Here is a 21,432-nt window from a genome sequence, read left to right on the forward strand (position 1 = left end):
TGGGTTTTTAGTTTATGACTACAAATATGCAATACACAGATTAACAATCTGTTAATAAAATATTATTATAAAAAGAAAAAGGTTGTCGCCTTCGGGCAACAACCTTTTTCTTTTATGTACAATACCTGCGTTTTTAGGCCGCTTTCTTTTTTCTATCACTATATACTGCAAAGCCCAGTGCACAAACCAACAATACAGATCCTGCCAGAGAAATTTTCTCTCCCGTATAATAAGATACAGGCTCAAATTTAAACTCTACCTTATGGTTACCTGCTTCCAGCTGGGCAGCACGCAAAACATAATCCGCTCTGAAATATGGCTTTTTCACTCCGTCTACGTACATATTCCATCCTTTATCGTAATAAATTTCAGAAAAAACTGCAATCACATCTGTAGGGGCACTGTAAGAATACACCAGGTGATCCGGATGATAACTATCCAATTTGATCATTGCAGTAGCACCGCCCGCAGTCACCTTTTTCTCATCGATCAGATTTTTATAACGGATGTCCACGATGGCTTCTTTCTTTGGATCAAAGCTGCTGATGGCTTTCATTTCTTCATCGGCATTTTTTGCAAACTGTACATTTTGCACAATCCAGGCGTTTCCAGCAGCAGTTGCATTTCTTTGCATTTTATAAGATCCATTCTGAGGGTCCTGGGTAATAATGTATTTCGTATTGAGCATGTCCAGAACATCCTGATTCACACTTTTCGAAAACTGATTGTCAATCAACTCCTGATAACGTTTCAATTTGGCCGCATGATAACCGCCAATTGTTTTATGGAACTGGGAAGCGCTGGCATCGGAAAATGCAGAAATGGTTAAATCCATTACCCTGAAATCCGGATCCTTATCTGCTAAAATAAAGGTATCCACATCCCTTGGCTGAAAATGATTGTCCAGGTCTGCTTTACTTGCAAAATTGTTGTTGTTCAGATAACGGCGGTCTACCTGCCACATATCGATCAGAACAGCAAGGCCAAGTAAAATGACCACCAGTTGCAGATTCATCTTTTTGGTCGCAAATGCCCATAATAAAGCATAGGCAACAGCTATAAATAAAGCAGATCTTAATGCATCGGCCTTTGCAATATCGGCCCGGTCCTGGATCAGCGCATTGGCAATTTTCATGGCCTCTGCTCTATTGTTCTGAAGCATTTGGGTTAAGGCGTCTACCATTTGCTGATGATGCGCATTTGCAAAGCTGAAAAATACCGTAGGTGCAATGGCAACCAGCAATGAAAATCCTCCGGTAATCCCGGCAGCGATGGTGAGTTTTTTAACCAGTACTTTTTGGTCATAAGCTCCACTTACAGCCTCTTTAACCGCCAATACCGCTAAAACAGGCACCATAAGTCCAACTACAGCTAAAATAGATTCAACTGCCCTGAATTTGTTATACAAAGGGAAATAATCAAAAAACAAGTCTGATACAGCTGAAAAATTACTTCCAAAAGAAAGCAGCATGAAAAGAATTGTGGTGCCCAATACCCACCATTTAAAACGGCTCCTTACAATCAGCAAGCCAAATACAAACAGGAAACAAATAATGGCGCCAAAATAATAAGGACCTCCGGTAAAAGGCTTATCACCCCAATACTGCTGTACACCAACCTGTCCAAGTTGTTGAATGGCCTGGCCCGGATCCCCTCCTGTAACTGTCTGGAGTTCTTTATATAAATGTCCGTCAGGTTTCATCAAAGCGTCTACCCCTGAAGCCCCACCATAAGCATTGGGTATCAGGAAGGTAAAACTCTCTCCAACCCCCTGGCTCCACTGGTAAGCATATTCTTTAGACAAACCATTCTTTTCTTCGGCTTTATCTGTTGTTAAATTGGATTTCCCGCGGTTGGACTCATTCCCATACTCGTAGGTTGTCCAAAGCGTACTCATATTCACCATCAGGGCCAGTAAACCACCCACTCCTAAAAACAACAGGGACCGTCCAAAGGGAGGGAATTTTTTCTCTTTAATGGCATGATAGGTTTCAATGCCCAGGTAAATCAACAGGGCAAGGAAAAGGTAATAAGTCATTTGTATGTGATTCGCCCTGATTTCCAGCGACATAAACAAAGCAAACAAACTACCCCCAAGCCAGTATTTGCCCCGCATGGTCAGAATGACAGACGCTATAATTGGAGCAAAAAAAGCGATAGCCATCGCTTTATTACTGTGTCCGGCCGCAATAATCTGAAAATTGTAGGAAGTAAACGCAAAGGCAATTGCCCCCGCCGCGGCCAGGTAAGGATTGATCTTTAAGACACAAAACAACAAGTAAGCGCCAAGTAAATACAACAATACCACATCTACCGGATCCGGCAATACGGTTTTAATCAGGGCGATCACATGTGTGGTCGCATTCATGGGATACTGTACCCAAATCTGGTAGGCAGGCATTCCCCCAAACATCTGGTTTGTCCAAAGCGGGCCTTTACCCTCTTTAGCCTTATAATCCATAATTTCTTTCTGCATGGCTCTTGCCTGCAGTACATCACTTTGAGCCGGCCCTTTGCCTTGCATTACAGGGCTGAAATAGGCGAAACAGATAATTACGAAAAATCCGGCAATGGCCAAGTGTATGCCATTTCTTTTAAACCAAGTATTCATTAAGGGGTTTATTTATATTAAACTAACCCCAAAAATATAAAAAGGAAGGAAATAAGCACGGTTTAAAGAGGAAATTAAATATTATAATTATTTCAGCTCTTCATAATCCACAAAATCACCCAGTTTATCTGTATTTCCTGGTTTTGGTTTTGGTGGCATATAATCTATAGAAATGGATCCTTCCGGCCTTCTTTGTTGTTGTGCGGCAGGGCCATTTCCCTGTTGCTGCATATTACTGAATATATTTTTCAGGACCAATGGGAAAACCAGTCTTAGAATAATCCTGATCACCCAAAGTATCAATATTGTGATAAAAAGAAATTTTAATAAACCCATGTTTTAATCTTAATATGTACAAAACTAGGCAAATGGGCGAAGTCCGATAAGGCCCTCAGCAAAATTTGCCTTTTAATTATTAATGTCGATCCCAAAAAAATGTCGTTTTTCAGGAACTGATTAATTTACTAAAATATAGACGAAGATCGATTTTCATTATTACAAAATCCATCGGATTATTGCAAAAGACTTACAATAGGTCCTTAATCTTCCTCTACGATGTGCGCAACCCGCCCTACCTGCCCGTCTTCCAGACGCACCTTTATGCCCCTGGAATGAAAAGGGGACGAGGTCAACAGATTTGCTACAATTCCTCTGGTTAATGCCCCGCTCCTTTGGTCCTTTTTTAAAATTACATCCACTTCCAATCCTGGATAAATATCCTTTCTATTCTTTCCGTCCATTACTTCTTATCATCTGTTTTTAATTGTTTACCTCCCCAAAGCGCTCCTGAAAGACTTTCTCCATGGCAAACATCTCATCTCTTAAACGGGCTGCCAGCAAAAAGTCCATCTCCTTGGCTGCCTTTGCCATTTCTTTTCTGGTTTTATCAATAGATTTCTGCATTTCCGGTTGGGTCATATACTGCACCACCGGATCTGCTGCTATACTCACTTCATCCACTTCCACATAGGCTTTGGCCCTGCTTGTATTTTCAGAAAAATCAAGTACAGAAGTTTGTTCCAAAATGGCTTCTCTACTTTTACCTACAGTTTTTGGTACAATTCCGTGTTCAACATTATAGGCAATTTGTTTATCTCTTCTCCGGTTGGTTTCCTCAATGGTCCTGGCCATAGAATCGGTAATGTTGTCTGCATACATAATCACCCGCCCCCTGTCGTTACGCGCCGCACGTCCTATGGTCTGGATCAAAGCCCTGTCAGATCTTAAAAAACCTTCTTTATCTGCATCTAAAATTGCCACAAAGGAAACTTCTGGTAAATCGAGTCCTTCCCTTAACAAATTGATCCCGATCAGCACATCAAACTCACCCAACCGTAATCCCCTTAAAATCTCTACCCTTTCGAGTGTTTTCACCTCGGAATGGATGTAACGGACCTTAATGTTCAGGCGGTCCATATATTTGGTCAGCTCTTCAGCCATTCTTTTGGTTAAGGTGGTCACCAAAACCCGGTCCCCCATTTTTATGGTTTTTTCTATTTCTTCCAACAGATCATCCACCTGGTTTACCGCAGGTCTCACTTCAATCAGCGGATCCAATAATCCTGTAGGTCGGATCACTTGCTCTACATATATTCCATCGGACTTTTGTAATTCATAGTCGGCCGGTGTTGCACTCACGTATACTGTTTGTGGTGCTAAACGTTCAAATTCTTCAAAGTTTAACGGCCTGTTGTCCAGTGCAGAAGGCAATCGGAACCCATACTCTACCAGCGACATTTTTCTAGAACGGTCCCCTCCATACATCGCCCGGATCTGAGGAACGGTCACATGACTTTCATCAATAACCATCAGGTAATCCTCAGGAAAATAATCCAGCAAACAGAAAGGCCGCATTCCGGCGGCACGTCCATCAAAAAACCTGGAATAATTTTCAATGCCGGAACAATAACCAAGTTCCTTCATCATCTCGATATCAAAATTAACCCTTTCTTCCAGACGCTTGGCTTCCAGAAGCTGTCTGTCTGCAATCAATTGGTTTTTACGGATCTCCAGTTCTTCCTGAATTCCCCATATCGAAGAATTGAAACGGTCTTTCGGGGTTACGAATAAATTGGCCGGATAAATCGCCATATCTTCCAGCTTTTCAAGGGTCTTTCCCGTAACCGGATCAATTACACTTAGTTCTTCTATATCATCTCCAAAGAAAGATATGCGATATGCATTATCCAGGTAGGCTGGAAAAATATCGACCGTATCACCCTTTACCCTAAAGGTTCCCCTTTTAAAATCGTTTATGGTCCTTGCGTATAAAATTTCCACCAGACTGTGCAGGAACGAATTCCTTGAAATTCTTGTACCGACCGAAAAACGAAAAACAGATCTGGAAAAATCTTCAGGATTACCCATACCATAAATACAGGAAATGGAAGAAACCACGATCACATCACGTCTGCCAGACATCAATGCAGAAGTGGTCCGCAGCCTTAATTTCTCAATTTCTTCATTAATACTCAGGTCCTTTTCTATGTAAGTATTGCTACTTGGCATATAAGCCTCAGGCTGATAATAATCATAATAAGAGACAAAGTAGTTCACTGCATTTTCTGGAAAGAATTGCTTAAATTCTCCGTAAAGCTGTGCTGCCAGTGTTTTATTATGACTCAGAATCAAGGTCGGCTTTTGCGTTTCCTGTATCAGGTTGGCTACAGTAAAGGTCTTACCCGAACCTGTCACCCCCAAAAGGGTTTGATAATGTTCCTGGTTATTGACGCCCTCTACCAGCTGACGGATTGCATCTGGCTGATCGCCTGTTGGTTTATAGTCTGAAACTAATTTAAACTTCATGGATATCAAAGATAAGAAATTATCGGGTATTGAAATGTGATGTTAATATCCTATTTTTATAGTCATCATGAAGCTACTGGCCTACGTACCTATACTGACGCCCCGGATAAAGTATATCTTCAACTTTATCTTTAATGATGTTCTGAAAACACAAATCGGTTTTAGCTCCAACCTGGCAGAGTTTAAAAGCTCCGGTCTTCCAAAAATCAGTTATGCAGATCAGCCAGTTGCAGACGAAATTTTCTTTAAAAATGCAGATTTGCTGCTCTCTCATGTGATCGTTAAAACCAGCTTTAAAACCACCGCTTTTGGAGACACCATAGTTCCCTTTGCCGTTAGCGGGGGAGCCCTGCCCTTTGATGTCTTTTCAGCCGCCTTTTATTTTGTGAGCCGTTACGAAGAATACCTTCCATATACACCAGACAGCCAGGGACATTATTCACCCGGTTTTAGTCTTCAAAACAAATTAAAGCTATTGCAGATACCTGTTATAGATGGTTGGGCACTGCTGATCAAAAATCTCCTTTTAAAAAAATATCCGGGTCTTTACTTTGAAAAAAAGAAATATCAGTTTGTCCCCTTGCTCTGTATGTATCCCGCAGGAGGAAAACCCGAAGGATTGCTTCGGATGGCAGAAAATTTATTATCAAAAATCCCGTTTCTTTCCACCCGCTTAAACAGCACAGACCGAAAAACTGAAGAGATTCAAAGCTTTGCTGTAAAAACGCAGCAACAACATCATATCCAGGGCCTTTTTTTCTTTAAACCCTCCCTTGACCCGGATCATGAAGGCGAAGGACAAATTAAACTACCTCAAAGTTATCTTCAGTTGATTTCTGCAGGGACGGGTCATGATTATCGAATGGCTTATCCATATATCGCCGGATTCAGGGCAGGAACCTGCACCCCTTTCCACTGGTATGACCTCCAGCTGGAAAAAACCACCCACCTATTGATCCACCCGGTAGCCATCAGCGATTTAATCCTGAAGGAAAAACGAATTCAGCCTTCAGAATTACCCCAGCAATGGAAAGACATTGCCGACACCGTAAAACTACTGAAAGGCCATCTTTATATTTTATGGCATCAGGATAGCCTTTCAAATACCCTCAAAGGAAAAAGGGCGCGAAAGCTGTACCTGGAAATGATGCAGCATTTCAATGGTCCTTTTTAAAATTTATCTGCTTATTTATTCATACAAGCAAAAACAGACCCTTATCTTTACCACATGATATTTGACCTGAGTAAAACCCAGTCCATTGCCAATGTTTTCGTTTCTGAGCTTAGAGATGAAAACATTCAGAAGGATGCCATGCGCTTTAGAAAAAACCTGGAAAGACTGGGTGAATTTTTCGCTTATGAAATCAGCAAGACCTTAAAATACACAGATACAGAGACACAAACCCCACTAGGTATTGCCCAAACCAAAAAACTGGAAGAAGAGCCCGTACTGGCCACCATCTTAAGGGCAGGCCTGCCTATGCATAAGGGTTTACTGAATGTCTTTGATAAAGCAGACTCTGCATTTGTTACCGCCTTTCGCAAAACACATAAAAGTGGTGATTTTGAAATCCAGATAGAATACATTTCCTCACCTGACCTGACAGATAAAATTGTCATCATGGCCGATCCAATGCTCGCAACCGGGTTGAGTATGGTCCTTTGCTGCAAAGAACTCCTCAACCGTTTCCAGTTAAAGGAGTTGCATGTTGTTGTGGCCATTGCCAGTACCGAGGGCATCAGGCACCTAAGGGCAAACCTGCCACAGGTAAAACTTTGGGTAGGGGCCATAGATGAAGAAATGACCAGCAAATCCTATATTGTTCCCGGTTTGGGAGATGCAGGGGACCTTGCTTACGGTAGTAAATTATAAAAATTTCATTGGATGATCAGACATATCTTTTTTGACCTGGACCATACCTTATGGGATTTTGATAAAAATGCAGAAGAAACCCTGATGGAGTTGTTTGAGCATTATAAACTTTCCGATCTGGGCTTAAAATCTGCTGAAGATTTTATCCGGACCTATACCGAGATCAATCATCGCTTATGGGCAGAATATCACCTGGGTAAAATAGACAAGGAAACCCTTCGCAACCAACGCTTCACAAAAGCATTTATCCAGTCGGGTATACACCCCGATCATATACCGCCCAAATTTGAGGACGATTATGTACGGCTTGGCCCAACCAAGAAAAATTTATTTGAGGGCTCAGAAAAAGTTCTTTCCTATCTGCAAAAAAAATATAGCCTGCACATTATATCAAACGGATTTAAAGAATCCACGTTGACAAAAATGGAAGTATCAGGTTTAAACCCTTATTTCACAAACGTGATCATTTCGGAAGTAGTGGGGGTGAATAAACCGGATAAGGCTGTTTTTGAATATGCTCTGGAAAAAGCAGGAGCCATAAAGGAAGAAAGCATTATGATTGGGGACAGTATTGAAGCAGACATCAGGGGGGCGCAAGACTTTGGGATGAAAGCCATTTTTTTTAATCCTTTTAATAAAGAAAAACCCGAAGATGTACAATGGCAAATCACCCACCTAGAGGAGTTGCTGCTTCATTTTTAAAAAATCAGTTTATTGGTACGGGATTCGTATTGCCTTTTCCACACACAAATCAACAATATGAAAAACCTACTTTTTGCCTTTGCAGTTCTGCTGCAAAGCGCTGTCAGTTTTGCCCAAACGGGTAAAAACTCGGAATTTTTTCTTGAAATTGCCGACCGTGGAAAATTTACGGTCTACCTTGATGAGGAATTTAGTGGTTCTGTGCAGGGCCGTTTCCGTTTCTTTGACCTGGACACCAGGTCATCGCCGACACTAACCATCCTCCAAAACAACCGGACGGTCTTCAGACAAAGGATCAATCTGGAAAACAACACCAGGATCATTGCCTCCTACTCTGACCGCAGAGGCTTCCGGATTGTAAAAACACTTCCCATTCTCCGCAACCGGCAGTATTTGTTGGATGATTGGGACGGTAGCCAGAATATGGGCCCGGCTTATCCGCCAGACAGACCTGAATACCCTGACAATGTTTACACCATGCCGGAACCAGAATTTAACAGGCTGTTAAACGATGTTAAAAAAGAGGGATTTGATCCTGGGAAGTCGAACCTGATCCAGGTTTGTTTTAAAAACAACTGGCTTGTAACCACGCAGGTTTTCCAGTTGTTAAAAACCATCACCTTTGATGAGGAAAGGTTAAGACTTGCAAAAATGGCTTACAGGGTAACCTATGACAAGAATAATTTTTATACACTAAAGGAAAGCTTTAGTTTTCTGAACGGAAAAGAGGATTTTATGGCTTTTGTGAGCAGCCTTCCACCCAACCGCTAAAAAGATGAACAGTATCAAAATTTCTTCATCACTGCATAAAATCGCAACTGCATACCAAAAGCAATTGGTCAACATCAGTGAAAAACAATTCCAGGCCAGCCCTCCCATCGGGGGCTGGTCTTATAGTGAGGTCTATGCGCATATTTTTGATGCCAGCATTTTATCCCTGGAAACCATAGAAGATTGTCTAAATGGGAAAGGGAAAGACAAACCTACCGCCTTTATTGTAAAGCTCATCCTTTTTTATGGATCGCTGCCCCCGGGAAAATATAAAGCCCCGGAAATACTGGCCTCCAGGATTAGGTACATCACAAAAGATGAAGCTTTTTTATTGATTGGAGATTTTTTGAAACGACTGGACAAAGACGTCCCGAAAATTTCTACTGCAAGACCCCAGATCAAGACAAAACATCCTAAACTGGGTTATCTGAACGCCATACAATGGTTAAGGTTTACAGAGATCCACCTCAGGCACCATTTCAAGCAATTGAAGCGGATTGAGAAAAGCTTCTCCTGATCACCAGCAATTTTCACATCTTTGCGTAAATGAAAATTCCAGGCATCAAGGGCTTTGACGAAGCCGCATTCAGTAAGTACTTTAAAAACACCTCATGGCTAATGTTTGGGAAAGTCCTCAGCATGGTGGTGGGTTTTCTGATTGCACGTTACCTGGGACCGGTTTCTTTTGGGGATTTAAGTTTTGCCGATGCTTTAACCGCTATAGTTGCGGCCATCGGTACCCTGGGACTGGATAGTTTTATCATTAGGGAAATTATCAAAGAGCCAGGAAAACAAAATGAAATCCTGGGAACTTCCCTGTTGATGCGGATTGGTGTCAACCTCCTGCTCATTCCGGCAAGTATTCTGATTTATTTATTTTTTCATCATTTTTCAGATCAGCCAGGACAGCCCCTGACCCTGATTGTTGCCCTGCTTTCCTTTGCTTCTTTTTTTAAATCTTTTAACGTCATTGACTCTTATTTTCAATCCCAGGTTCAATCTAAATATGTTGTTCATGTTCAGAATATATGCGTTATCCTTTCTGCACTGGTCAAAATACTGCTGGTCTGGTTGCAAATGCCCCTGATTTATTTTGCAGTTGCACTCGTATTTGATGGCTTTATACTGGCCTTTGGCCTGGTGATCATTTATCATAAAAAAGGGCTGCACATCCGTCAATGGACCTTCAGTACCAGCAGGGCAAAGTCCTTACTCCAACAGTCCTTCCCCTTAATCCTGTCTGCAGTAATGGTTTCCATATATATGAAAATAGACCAGGTTATGCTCAAAAGCGAGGGCAGTGCAGAAGTTGGTATTTACAGTGCAGCAGCAAAAATCAGCGAAGCCTGGTATTTTATCCCGATTGCAATTATAACCTCTGTATTTCCAGCCATTATTAACGCCCGGCAGACCGATTTAGACAGATACCACAAGAGATTAGTCAATCTCTATGATCTTCTTGTTTTCATCAGCTTGCCTGTCGCGTTGCTTATTAGTTTCTTTGGCACAGACATTATCCACCTGCTTTACGGAAACCGTTTTGAGGGCGCAGGTTCCATGCTGAGCATTCACATCTGGTCTGGCATCTTTGTCTTTCTGGGCAGCGCCAGTTCACAATATCTTCTGGCAGAAAATTTCACCATGATCTCCTTTCAAAGGACCGCTATTGGTGCACTGATAAATATTGGACTGAATTTCTGGTTAATTCCTTTGTATGGAGGGGTGGGGGCCTCTGTCGCGACCTTAATCGCCTGCATCATTTCTACTTTTTATATTATCCTTATCCCAAAAACCAGACAGCAGGGCATAATGATGTTAAAATCGCTTTTTTTAGTTTCAGCAATTCAAAAACTTGCACGTAAGTAAAATCTATTTTTGTTCTTTCTTATAAAAGCAGGTTCTGAGCGTCTTTGCAAAAAAACGATAACCTTTAGCTTTCATAAACTGATAAATCGGAGAATGCTGAAGCTGATCAACATCGACACTTTCCTCAACCAAAACCATTTCAGGCCTGTATTTATCCCAGTTATTAGATTGCAGCACCTCAAAATCCAGGCCTTCCACATCGATACTTAAAAAATCAATAGCCGTACCTTGAGGCAGATTTTTTTCCAGGATCTCAGACAATGGCAATACAGGTATTCCTATTTCTTTGATCACCTTATATTTTGAAGATTCCCGGCTTACTCTTTCGGATACCTCTTTGGAAAAGCTATTCAGCGCTGGTTCGTTAAAACAATAAAAAGTCAGGGTACCTTTCTCTTTTCCAACGCCGACATTTAAGTTAATATCCCTTTTTCTTAGCCAATTAAATAAGCCAATCGCTGATGGTGTCGGTTCCACATTAATTCCCCTCCAGCCTTTTTTATAAAAATAGCGGGTGTTGGAAAATCTAACCGGGTGGTGGGCACCTACGTCAACAAAAAAACCTTTACCTTTTTTTTGCTCAAAAAAGGCTTTCAGAATCATGTCTTCCCCATCCTGGGAATAGGATGTTGAGGACTTAAAATAATGAACTGGAAAATATTTAAGTATTGTTTTTTTCAGACTGGCCATTGGGCGAAAGTACAAATTATTCCAAATAAATTTTAATACCGCTTTTTTATCGCAAAAAGCACTATAAGAACTGACAGCTTGGTCAAATATTACCTTTAAATATCAAAAAAAGACATACTTTTACATCAGCATCCATTCAAATTTGCCGTCGCTCCCGATGTTTATAAAGAACTATTGCCTACCTCGCCTTATTTGTATCCTTTTATTCCATTTTCTTTTTTTATCTGGCTTTGCACAACAACTGCCGATCCCCGATTGGGTAAAGGATATCGGAGGAACAGGAGAAAGCAAACTTTCAGGAATTGGGGTCGATCAGTTTGACAATGTATATGTTTGCGGAAATTTTCAGGGAACCTTGACTGTCGACCTTTCAGGGGTTTCTGCAGCAACTCAGTTAACCTCAAATGGGTCTTATGATATTTTTATCGCTAAATATACCGCGGATGGAAAACTCATTTGGGCAAAAAGTATAGGCGGCGATGGACTGGACCAGGCAAATAACCTCAGTGTAGATAAAGAAGGAAATGTAGTAATAGCTTCAGCGGTTTCCTCCTCGAGCATTGATTGTGATCCCGGACCCGGAGTTTCCCTCATCAATTCTTCCGGCGGCTGGGATGCCCTGCTGGTTAAACTTGATCCAAATGGTAATTTTTCCTGGGCAAGAAGTATTGGCGGATCGGGAACTGAAAGAGGCCATGTGGTAACCACTGACAATTTAGGAAATGTTCTTTTTGTAGGCTCTTTTGATTCCTCTTTTATTAACCTGGGCGCCTATTCTCTGACCACAAAAGGTCAATCGGACGGTTTTATGGCAAAATATGACCGCAACGGAACTTTACAATGGGCATACGGAATGGGGTCTTATGGAAACGATGAAATAAAAAGTGTTAAAACCAACGCGAACAACGAGGTCATTGTCCTTGGTTATTTTGAATCCAGTATTGACCTGAATCCAAAGTCCCCCGCATTTGTAATGAGCGGTAGTAATCAGCCTTATTTTTTAGCCAAATATTCGGAGACCGGCAGCCTGCTATGGGCCAATAAAATAGATGGTCCAACCGGCCCGGTTGTTTCCTCACTGGCTGTTGGTTCAGCTGATGACATTTACCTCACCGGGGTATACAGTAGTGCTATAAATTTCAACTCCCCTTCGGGCTTCCTCACACTTTCCTCCGTGCAAAACAATAATCTTTTTGTCACAAAATACAGCAATTCAGGCAATGCCATATGGGCCAGAAACATCGAGGCGACCGGCTACAGTCCTTATAGCTATTATCTAACTTCAGATCAAGACAATAATGTCTACATCGGAGGGTATTTCGATGGCACACTAACTTTTGGTATTGGCCCCAGCACAAAAAAACTAACGTACAATGGTGTTAAAGATACTTTTTTTGGCAAATACGACAGAGATGGCAACTTTATCTGGGCTTTCAATTTTGGAAGTGCCTGCTCGGGTAACTATGGGCATAAAATTGCTGTAGATTCCAAAAAAAATGTACTATTGGGCGGCGCTTTCTGCAGTACCGTAGATTTTAATCCCGGCACCTGCGATCTGAAATTAACTGCTCAAAACTCAGGTTCTGACGCCTTTATCGCGAAGTACAATCAGGTAAAATTAAGTGGAGAGCCACTGATTACCACTTTTTCTTTTGCTGCACAAAGTGCAGCGGCAGTTATAGATGTGGCCACAAAAACCATAAAAATAAAGGTTAAGGCCGGTACTGATGTCAAAAAATTAAGCCCAACCATCACCACAGATATTGGGGTTCTTTCTCCTTTGTCCAATACAGAGGCCGACTTTTCAAATCTGAAAGTTTACACCATCTCTTCCAATTGCATAAATTATACCTGGACAGTGGAAGTTTCGGTTGAGGCCGGCGCTAAACTGGAGCTTTGTGCCAATGAGCTGACTTTAGTTAAAGGATTAACCGGCGCCCCTGCAAATGCACTATTTCAATGGGAAGCAAAAGACATTAACGGCAACTGGGTTTCAGCGCCCTCACCAGCCACACAGCCCGACTACCAGTTTCAGGGACTTGCAAACTACAGCAATGAGGACCAGGCATTTAACTTACGGCGAAAAGTCATCACCACGAGCACTTCTTTTTATGATTCAGAAACTGTACTGAACATCCATCCGGCAACAACAGACAATACCATTAGTGCCGATCAAAACCTTTACTGCAACGGTAAAGCAAAACCTGTCCTCACTGGTTCTGTTCCGAGTGGTGCTGAAAATACAACAAGAAGCTATACATGGCAGCAAAGCACCGACGGGACAACCTGGTCGGATGTTCCAAACGAAAAGGGACAGCACCTTTCTCCTGCTGAATTTACTCAGAGCACTTATTTCAGGAGAATAACTTTTTCTGACAACTGCCAGTCGGTAAGCCCTGCCCTAAAAATAGAAGTATATCCGGCTATTACCGTTTCCAATGCTGGCGAGCCGATTGCCCTTTGCCAAACTGCAAATGTAAATTTAAACGCCAATTTACCCGCAACAAATGAAACAGGAAGCTGGTCTGTGGTTAAGCCTTCCTCCTATCAGCCCTTTGATGATTCCAATGGCAGCGATCCGAAAGCATTGGTTAAAAATTTACCCGAGAATCAGGAAATCATTTTTAAATGGACCATAAAAAACACAGCCTGCTCGACCGAATCTTTTTCAGAGGTCAAACTTTATAATTACGGGCTTCCATCCTTAACACTACCGGAAAGAATCACCATCAACCAGGGGGAATCGGTCCAGATTCCTGCAACAATGAATAGCACAGGAAGTTATACGTACCTATGGAGCCCTTCCAATAACCTAAATGATGTTACCCTTCTTTCTCCTGTTGCCAGCCCTGCCAAAACCGTCATTTACCATCTGCTGATTAAATATGGTGAGCAATGCTCTATGGAACGCGATCTTAAAATAATTGTCAACCGGACTGAAAAAACAACGGTCTGTTCGGGTGCGGACATCAGTTTAGAAGGCGACCCTGACAATGAAACTCAACCAAAATACCAATGGCAGGTTTTTCAGGAAGGGGCCTGGTCGGATCTGGACAATGCAAACCAAAAAAATCTGCAGACAAAAACACTGAAAAATTTTGGCAAAAATGCATTGGCACTCCTTTACCGAAGACAAGTACAGGTCGACCTGTTGCGCTATTATGACTCTCAATTCCCTATAGAAGTGCTTGCGGTTACCAGCAACAACGTCATCCAGAGTGAAAACCTGGTTTTTTGTGCCCAGACCATAGAAAACACGCTGATTTCCGGTTCTTTGCCAGAGGGCCCAACAGCGCAGGGGCTTCGCTACAGCTGGGAGTCGAGTACAGACGGCGACACCTGGCAAAACATAAGCGGTCAGGACTCAAAAGATCTGCTCATTGAACAGCTAAGCCTCAGCACTTATTTCAGGAGGCTTACTTATAGCGGTTCTTGCCCCGCTTACAGCAACATCCTTAAAATTAAAATCAACCCGCCAGCTACCCTTGCCGATGCAGGAAGCGATCAAAGCTTTTGCGGGGAAAACACCGTAACCCTAAACGCCAATAAAGCAGGGGACCAGGAAACAGGAAGCTGGGAAGTCATTGCTCCTTTAAGCTATCAGCCCTTTAGCAGCGCGACCATGCATGACCCAAAAGCCACCATTCGCAATTTCCCTCAAAATGAAGAGGTCATTTTAAAATGGACTATTGACAACCAAAACTGTAATACCTCCAGTAATGCCCAGATTAAGCTTTTTTCCTATAAAAAACTACTTATACAAGCACCGGATGTTTTGACTATAGACTATGGACAGAAAATTAATCTTGGTGTAATGGCCGATCTGCCATCTGACGGAACCTATATTCTGGAATGGGGACCGCTGACCGGTCTGGAAAATTACGATCGCCTCAGTCCCGATGCAATGCCAAAAGAAACCACAGATTACACCCTGACTATATCTTATGGCAAAGAATGTGTCCAAAGCAAAAAAATAAAAGTGATTGTGGTCAGGAATCTTGAGATTCCCAATGCTTTTTCCCCAAATGGAGACAATGTCAACGATTACTGGACCATAAAAAATATTGAAGGCTATCCAAAATCCAGGGTTTCCATATTTAACCGTTACGGGTCAATTGTTCACCAATCAACAGGATACACCAGTCCATGGGACGGTACCTGGCAGGGAAAACCTGTACCCGCCGGGGCCTATTATTACATTATAGAACTGAAAGATAAAACAAACAGTCTTTTCAAAGGGAACATTACCCTGATCCGCTAAGAGAAAGGAGCGCGTAAATTAAGGCATGGTTATTATTAGAACCTGTTCATAAATAATATCTTTGCCCTTCATTAATTCTTTTTAAGCATGCAAAACTTTGCCCCCATTGCGCTGTTTGTCTATAACCGTCCTCAACATACCCAGCGTACGGTTAAATTTTTACAGCAAAATGAACTGGCCTCAGAGAGCCGTCTCTTTGTTTTCTCTGATGGACCTAAAACAGCTGCAGATGAAGAAAAAGTAGCAGAAGTCAGGACATTTATTCGCAGTTTGGAGGGCTTTAAATCCATAGAGCTCATAGAACGCAAACAAAACATGGGTCTGGCTGATTCTGTAATTGCCGGGGTAAGCAGGCTGGTCAAAGATTACAAACAGGTCATTGTTTTCGAAGACGACCTCATCAGTTCTCCTTATACCCTGACCTATTTTAATGAAGCACTAAACCGCTACCGGAATCAGGAGCAGGTGATGCATATTGGTGCCTATATGTATCCTCTAAAAGAAAATAATTTACCGGACTCTTTCTTTTACCGCGTTGCAACCAGCTGGGGCTGGGCAACCTGGGAGAGGGCATGGCAACATTTTGAGCCGAATATAGATGTGCTGTTAAACCAGTTTGATTCCAGCAAAAAACATGCTTTTTCCATCGAGAAAACCATGAATTTCTGGAAACAGATGCAGGATTTTAAAAATGGAAAAAACAATTCTTGGGCCATTCGCTGGTACGCTTCTATTTTCCTTAAAGGCGGGCTTACCCTGAACCCGGCACAATCCCTGGTCAACAACATCGGACATGATGGAACAGGTGTTCATTCTGGCATTAATGACATTTACAATGTAGTTATTAATCCCAGGCCCATCAAAACGTTCCCGGTTGAATTTAAAGAGCACCCGGAAGCTTACCAGATCATCAAACACTTTCTTGCCAAAAGAAAAGGGACTTTATGGCAACGTATTAAACGGCTGATCAAAGAAAAGCTAAGCTGATTTTTCCGCATGTCCTTCATTTAAAATCAGACAAACAAAAAAACCAGCTCAGGCAGGTATTACTTTTTGAGGTCTTTTAAAATTTCTGAGACGGCCCGTTCTATCTGCGGGTCTTTGTTTTCCAGTCTGTCCACAAATGTATTTTTGATATAAATATCCGGCTTCACCCCTTCTTTTTCAATGTCTTTACCATCTAAAGTATAACAGCCCCAGGATGGCAGACGGTAAGATGAATTATCAACCAATCCTTTTGCTGAAGTAAAGATGATCCAGCGATAGGTCTCCGTTCCAATAATTTTACCCAGTTTCAACTCTTTAAAACCAGTTGCGGTCATTTCAGCATCACTCAGGGATTGTTCGTTGATCAACAAAACAATCGGTTTAACCGCCGGTCCGAAATTACTTTGGGGGGCCATTTTTCCACCCCGGTACTTCCATTGTAAATAAGGCCTTTGGGAAAGAAACTGTAAAACATCATTGTGCACATTCCCGCCTGTATTGTAACGAAGATCCAGAATGACCGCTTCTTTATTGTTTTCCTGGGCAACCATATCAAGTAAAAAGCGCTCCAGTTCGCCAGTGCCCATATTTTTCATATAGGAGTAAGCAATCCGGTTGTTACTTAACCGGTCAACCCTTTCTTTATTTTCGCGGATCCATTCATCGTACAAATTCTCGCGTAAACCACCACCTGTCTGAGGATGGACCTTGGTCCGGATGCTTTTACCACCTCTGTTAAAGGTCAGGCTGATTTCCTGTTCAAGTGTTGGTTTGGTAAAATAAAAATCACGGTCCACCTGATCATCTACCGGTGCCCCATTCACTTCGGTCAGCACATCACCAGGCTGAATGTCTATCTTCTCTTTTTTACCATTGCTTTTAGCCGCTACATAAGAAACCTTATAAGGCTGCTCCTGCGAAAATACAATACCAGTTTCGTTGGTCACATAATTTAAAGACTTGCTTTCATCCGGTCCGAAGGTATTAAAGCCCTGGTGGGAAGAATTGAGCTCTCCCAACATATCATTCAGCAATATTCTCAAATCATTCCTGCTGTTGATAAAAGGCAGGTAAAAGGCATAACTCTTTTTCAGCTTATTCCAGTCTGCACCATGAAAGTTCTCATCATAAAAGTTCTCTTCCATTCCTGCCCAGGTTTCATAAAACATCTGATTGAATTCACCAGACAGGTTACGGTTAAATTTATAATTCAAATCCAGGTTATCTATTTTATTTTGATCTAAGTTGTATTTTCCCAGCGCTCCCCGGCTCAGGATATAATATTTGCCTCCGGCTTCTGTTAAACTATAATTTCCGCTGGCCCCGGCTTTTTCTGTCTTATTGCTTTCAAAGGGCTCGATCACTGTCCTGTATAAAGCATAAGCACCACCTTCATGATTCGATGCGTAAAACACATAGGTCTTATCTCCTTTAGTCACCAGCGTAATGTCTCTTTGTGTTCCAAAGGCGGGGCTGATTAGTTCCAAGCGGTCCATAATGTCTTGTGTATTGACCACAATAGGCGCTGTGGCCACAACCGCAGGTTTCTCCTGAGGTTTTTCTTTACCTGTTTTATCTTTCCCATCTGCCGTTTTAACAGCTGGTTCATCTTTTTTTTCAGGACTAAACAACTCATCAAACTTGTCACTCCGATAAGGCAAATCATAATTGTTAAGCGGCATTCTATAGATATGCGAATTTTCCATTCCCATTGGATAAGAAGGTTTGGTTCGCATGGAAGCAAAAAAGATAGATTTTCCATCTGCTGACCACACCGGATCTGTTTCGGTTACCCCAGTGTTTGTCAGGTTAAGGGTTTTTCCAGATTTTAGCTGGTGTATGAAAATATCCTGTTCAAAATTTCTGTAGGCGGTAAACAGCACATACTCATCATTAGGAGAAAAGGAAGGAGTAGCATTTTGAAAGGCCCAGATCTCGTCCTTTACCAACATTTTACTGTCCATTGTTTTCAGGTCAATCAAACGCAGTTCATCCCTTCCACTTAAATATACGCCCATTGTCCTGGTTTTATTGAGGGTGAGCTCCCTGTTGTTCCGGTTGTCTTTTGTAAGTTGTTTTAAGCTTCCTTTACCATCTGCCCCTATGGTGTACCAGTTTTGATAACCATTATACGTCTGGTTAAAAAGCAGGGTCTTGTTATCCGCAAGCCATTTCACCTCAAGGGCACGCTCAGCATCCCTGGCAATTTTCCGGATGTACTTGCCTTCCGCATCACTTACAAAAAGTTCTCCCCTGGATATAAAAGCCAGTTTTTTGCCGTCTGGAGAAAGATCAAAGGCCGAAATATTATCCTTTACATTAAAACCTTGCTCTTTCTCAAGGGTATTGTTCCTGGAAATCCGGATATCGATTTTACCGGATTTTGCGGAAGCCACGTCATATAGATAAAGCTGATAATCTTTTTCAAATACTATAGATTTTCCATTAGCCGCAACAAATGGACGCTTAATGGATGTAGAAAAGTTCGTTAAGGCCATCTTTTTCCCATTATTAAACGTATAAAGGTTATACTCTTCATTTCCTTCATCAGAAACAAAATAAACTTTACCGTTTTTATCTACACTCGCCCAAAAGTCCTTTCCTCTGTAATTGGTATATTGTTTGTATTTTTTCGTCTTGAGATCATAAGACTGTATGTCTGGATTGAAGTCTCCTTTATACTTTTTCCTGTTGGCAAAATTTTTACTTTCCCAGGTATCATTAAAAAAAAGTTCTCCATCCGGTGCTTCTGCAACATTATGAATGGTATTAAAATAATTGTTAAACAAGCGCACAGCTGTACCACCACCGGCATTGACCTTATATGCCGTGTACATATTGTAACGGCCCGAGGTAAAATAAATGGTTTTTGAATCCCAACTCCATCCTTCCACTTCATCGGCCGCATCATTAAATGTAATTTGCTTAATGTCTCCACCTTTTAGTGGCATTACATAAACATCGTAATTTCCATACTGATTGGAAGAAAAAGCAAGCCATTTTCCATCGGGGCTCACTCTGGGATTAACTTCATTTCCGGCCATTGCAGTAAGCCGGCTTGCTTCCCCTCCCGAGGCAGGCACTTTCCATAAATCGCCCTCATAAGTAAAGATCACCTCCTTGGCATCAGGAGTAAGTGCGGGATAGGCTGTAAAATAAGGTTGTTGCTGTGCATTAGCCGCCACGCTGATCAGCATAGCGGAAAACAATGCGAGTAATGGATTCCTCATAAATTTAAATATTTGATATCTTTTGGTTTAAGTCGTTGCGACGAAAATACATAAGAATTTTAAAAAGACATTCTTATTATCCCTTCCTGAATTTTTTTTATTTCAGTTGTTCCTGCTTTTCTGCCAGCTCTGCTTTTAACTTTTCAATATCCATCATTAATTTTCCGATTTCCATTTTAAAAACAGGACTTCCCTTTTCACTTTGTTCATACATTAATTTCGCAAGGTGAAGCCCCTTTTCTGCGATTTTCCCATCGTATTCACGCTGTAAAACTTGTTGATCATCCAAAAGCAGCCGGTTCATTTTCTTAACCAGCCTCACATTCTCTTTCCATTTTTCCAAACCGGATTCCCGGATAATTTTCAGCTTTTTTTCTTTTGGAAAATCGCGTTCAATCCGATAAACCTGGTTAAAATCTATCCAATTACTTAAATATTCCCGTTGCAGTGCTTCAAATGCCTTGATCTGGTAACGTGGGATCATCAAAACAGATCCGGCCACAGTTCCCCCAACCAACAAAATTCCAATACCGTAACGCAACAGTAAAGGTACGGGATACCCAAAAAACCTGTCCCTAAAAAACAAAAGCCCCAGTAAAAAGCCCGAAATCAGGCCGCCAATATGTGCCGCATTGTCTACTTTATTTTTAATCCAGCCATTTAAAAGCATATAAGAAACAAGGATCATCGTACTGATCAATAAAGCCCTTGCAGCATTTCTTTCAAATGCTTTACTCAACAGCAAAGCCAGAAATGCACCAAACATTCCCAGTATAGCACCTGAAGCACCTCCCATAACACCGGTTTTATGGTAAACCAAGCTCAACACGCCCGCGCAAATACCACTCAGCAAATAGATGCACAAAGTCTTAAGGCTTCCCAGTTTATTCTCCACCATCAACCCGATGTAAATCAATGCGTACATATTTGAAAAAAGGTGCCAAAACGAAAAATGTACAAACTGTTGACTGAGCAACCTCCACCATTGGCCCTTTAAAAACTGTTCTCTGGAATTGGCACCCAGAAAGTGGTACAAAAATTCAAAATCAGGCATTCCGCCAACACCTTTGATTTTACCTTGCTGGTACAAGCCCAGGTAGATCGCAGAAAAGAAAGCGCAAAAGAACCAGAACAGAATATTCAGATCAACAATCAAAGGGGTAACAAAGTAGCCCTTGCGGGGATAAAACAGGTAAAAAACATTTTTAATTTTATCTTTTGCTGCAAGGGCCGGGCTTTCCAAACCGGAATCTCCCTGTGGGCTTCCAAGTAAGGAAAAAGCACTAAGCTCTTCTTGCCAATGGTCTTTTAGATGATACTGTACATATTCAAATTCATTGAAGAATTTTTCCAGATTCTGTTCATTTTTCCCATAATCATTAAACAGCAATTGTATGCCGATGCATTCACTTTTAAAAATGGCAAAACCTGCTGTGATCCGGACAGATATTTCTTCACTGTAAGACTGAAAAGAAAGGCCTGTATAGGCAATTACACCTGAAGCAGATACAGAACTTAATTTCCATCCCAGGTTTTCAATCACTTTTTTAACAATAATCAGGTACCGGTCCGCCGGAAAGTCACCAAGCGGAATGAATTTCTCTATTTTTGGTGAATATCCCCAGGACCAGGCCAC

At 41.7% G+C, this 21,432-nt stretch carries 15 protein-coding genes; 8 read left to right on the plus strand and 7 right to left on the minus strand.

Annotated features, from left to right (window positions below):
- Window positions 1-133: 133 nt before the first annotated feature.
- From B0O44_RS04980 to uvrB, 4 genes are all read right to left on the minus strand, one after another.
- Window positions 134-2,611 carry a hypothetical protein gene (locus B0O44_RS04980; RefSeq protein ID WP_110827735.1) on the minus strand — a complete coding sequence of 826 codons (2,478 nt, stop codon included), beginning with the start codon at window positions 2,609-2,611 and terminating at the stop codon, window positions 134-136.
- An 87-nt stretch (window positions 2,612-2,698) separates the two neighbouring features.
- Complete coding sequence (locus B0O44_RS04985; protein ID WP_110827737.1) at window positions 2,699-2,947, minus strand: DUF4834 family protein; 249 nt, start codon at window positions 2,945-2,947, stop codon at window positions 2,699-2,701.
- A gap of 203 nt (window positions 2,948-3,150) precedes the next feature.
- A complete protein-coding gene (locus B0O44_RS04990; protein WP_110827739.1) occupies window positions 3,151-3,351 on the minus strand; it encodes a YwbE family protein in 201 nt (66 codons plus the stop codon).
- Between the two features lie 19 nt (window positions 3,352-3,370).
- The gene (uvrB, locus tag B0O44_RS04995; protein ID WP_110827741.1) at window positions 3,371-5,416 is read right to left on the minus strand and encodes an excinuclease ABC subunit UvrB; all 2,046 of its coding nucleotides are present in this window, start codon (window positions 5,414-5,416) and stop codon (window positions 3,371-3,373) included.
- A 67-nt stretch (window positions 5,417-5,483) separates the two neighbouring features.
- Between uvrB and B0O44_RS05000 the strand changes: the two genes are divergently transcribed.
- From B0O44_RS05000 to B0O44_RS05025, 6 genes are read left to right on the plus strand one after another with little or no spacing between them, the layout of a single operon-like run.
- On the plus strand, window positions 5,484-6,590 hold the full coding sequence (locus B0O44_RS05000; RefSeq protein ID WP_110827743.1) for a DUF7033 domain-containing protein: 1,107 nt from the start codon (window positions 5,484-5,486) through the stop codon (window positions 6,588-6,590).
- A 54-nt stretch (window positions 6,591-6,644) separates the two neighbouring features.
- A complete protein-coding gene (gene upp / locus B0O44_RS05005) occupies window positions 6,645-7,289 on the plus strand; it encodes a uracil phosphoribosyltransferase (RefSeq protein ID WP_110827745.1) in 645 nt (214 codons plus the stop codon).
- A gap of 12 nt (window positions 7,290-7,301) precedes the next feature.
- Window positions 7,302-7,991, plus strand: a complete 690-nt coding sequence (locus tag B0O44_RS05010; RefSeq protein WP_110827747.1) for a YjjG family noncanonical pyrimidine nucleotidase — start codon at window positions 7,302-7,304, stop codon at window positions 7,989-7,991.
- 57 nt (window positions 7,992-8,048) lie between these two features.
- A complete protein-coding gene (locus B0O44_RS05015; protein ID WP_110827749.1) occupies window positions 8,049-8,762 on the plus strand; it encodes a DUF4476 domain-containing protein in 714 nt (237 codons plus the stop codon).
- Between the two features lie 4 nt (window positions 8,763-8,766).
- Window positions 8,767-9,279 (plus strand): DinB family protein, encoded by a 513-nt coding sequence (locus B0O44_RS05020; protein WP_110827751.1) that lies wholly within the window; start codon window positions 8,767-8,769, stop codon window positions 9,277-9,279.
- Window positions 9,280-9,308: 29 nt separating this feature from the next.
- Window positions 9,309-10,628 carry a flippase gene (locus B0O44_RS05025; protein ID WP_110827753.1) on the plus strand — a complete coding sequence of 440 codons (1,320 nt, stop codon included), beginning with the start codon at window positions 9,309-9,311 and terminating at the stop codon, window positions 10,626-10,628.
- Window positions 10,629-10,631: 3 nt separating this feature from the next.
- On the opposite strand, the gene B0O44_RS05030 is transcribed toward B0O44_RS05025, so the two are convergent.
- A complete protein-coding gene (locus B0O44_RS05030; protein ID WP_110827755.1) occupies window positions 10,632-11,318 on the minus strand; it encodes an FkbM family methyltransferase in 687 nt (228 codons plus the stop codon).
- 157 nt (window positions 11,319-11,475) lie between these two features.
- Here B0O44_RS05030 and B0O44_RS05035 point away from each other — a divergent pair, with 157 nt between their 5' ends.
- Window positions 11,476-15,579, plus strand: coding sequence for a gliding motility-associated C-terminal domain-containing protein (locus tag B0O44_RS05035; RefSeq protein ID WP_110827757.1), 4,104 nt, complete (start codon window positions 11,476-11,478; stop codon window positions 15,577-15,579).
- A gap of 87 nt (window positions 15,580-15,666) precedes the next feature.
- Window positions 15,667-16,566 carry a glycosyltransferase gene (locus B0O44_RS05040; RefSeq protein ID WP_110827760.1) on the plus strand — a complete coding sequence of 300 codons (900 nt, stop codon included), beginning with the start codon at window positions 15,667-15,669 and terminating at the stop codon, window positions 16,564-16,566.
- 59 nt (window positions 16,567-16,625) lie between these two features.
- Here B0O44_RS05040 and B0O44_RS05045 read toward each other — a convergent pair whose 3' ends face one another.
- Both B0O44_RS05045 and B0O44_RS05050 read right to left on the minus strand, forming a co-directional pair.
- On the minus strand, window positions 16,626-19,796 hold the full coding sequence (locus B0O44_RS05045) for a S41 family peptidase (protein ID WP_110827762.1): 3,171 nt from the start codon (window positions 19,794-19,796) through the stop codon (window positions 16,626-16,628).
- 97 nt (window positions 19,797-19,893) lie between these two features.
- Window positions 19,894-21,432, minus strand: a complete 1,539-nt coding sequence (locus tag B0O44_RS05050) for a rhomboid family intramembrane serine protease (RefSeq protein ID WP_110827764.1) — start codon at window positions 21,430-21,432, stop codon at window positions 19,894-19,896.

The sequence above is a fragment of the Pedobacter nutrimenti genome (genome assembly GCF_003208655.1).
GTDB classification, from domain to species: domain Bacteria; phylum Bacteroidota; class Bacteroidia; order Sphingobacteriales; family Sphingobacteriaceae; genus Pedobacter; species Pedobacter nutrimenti.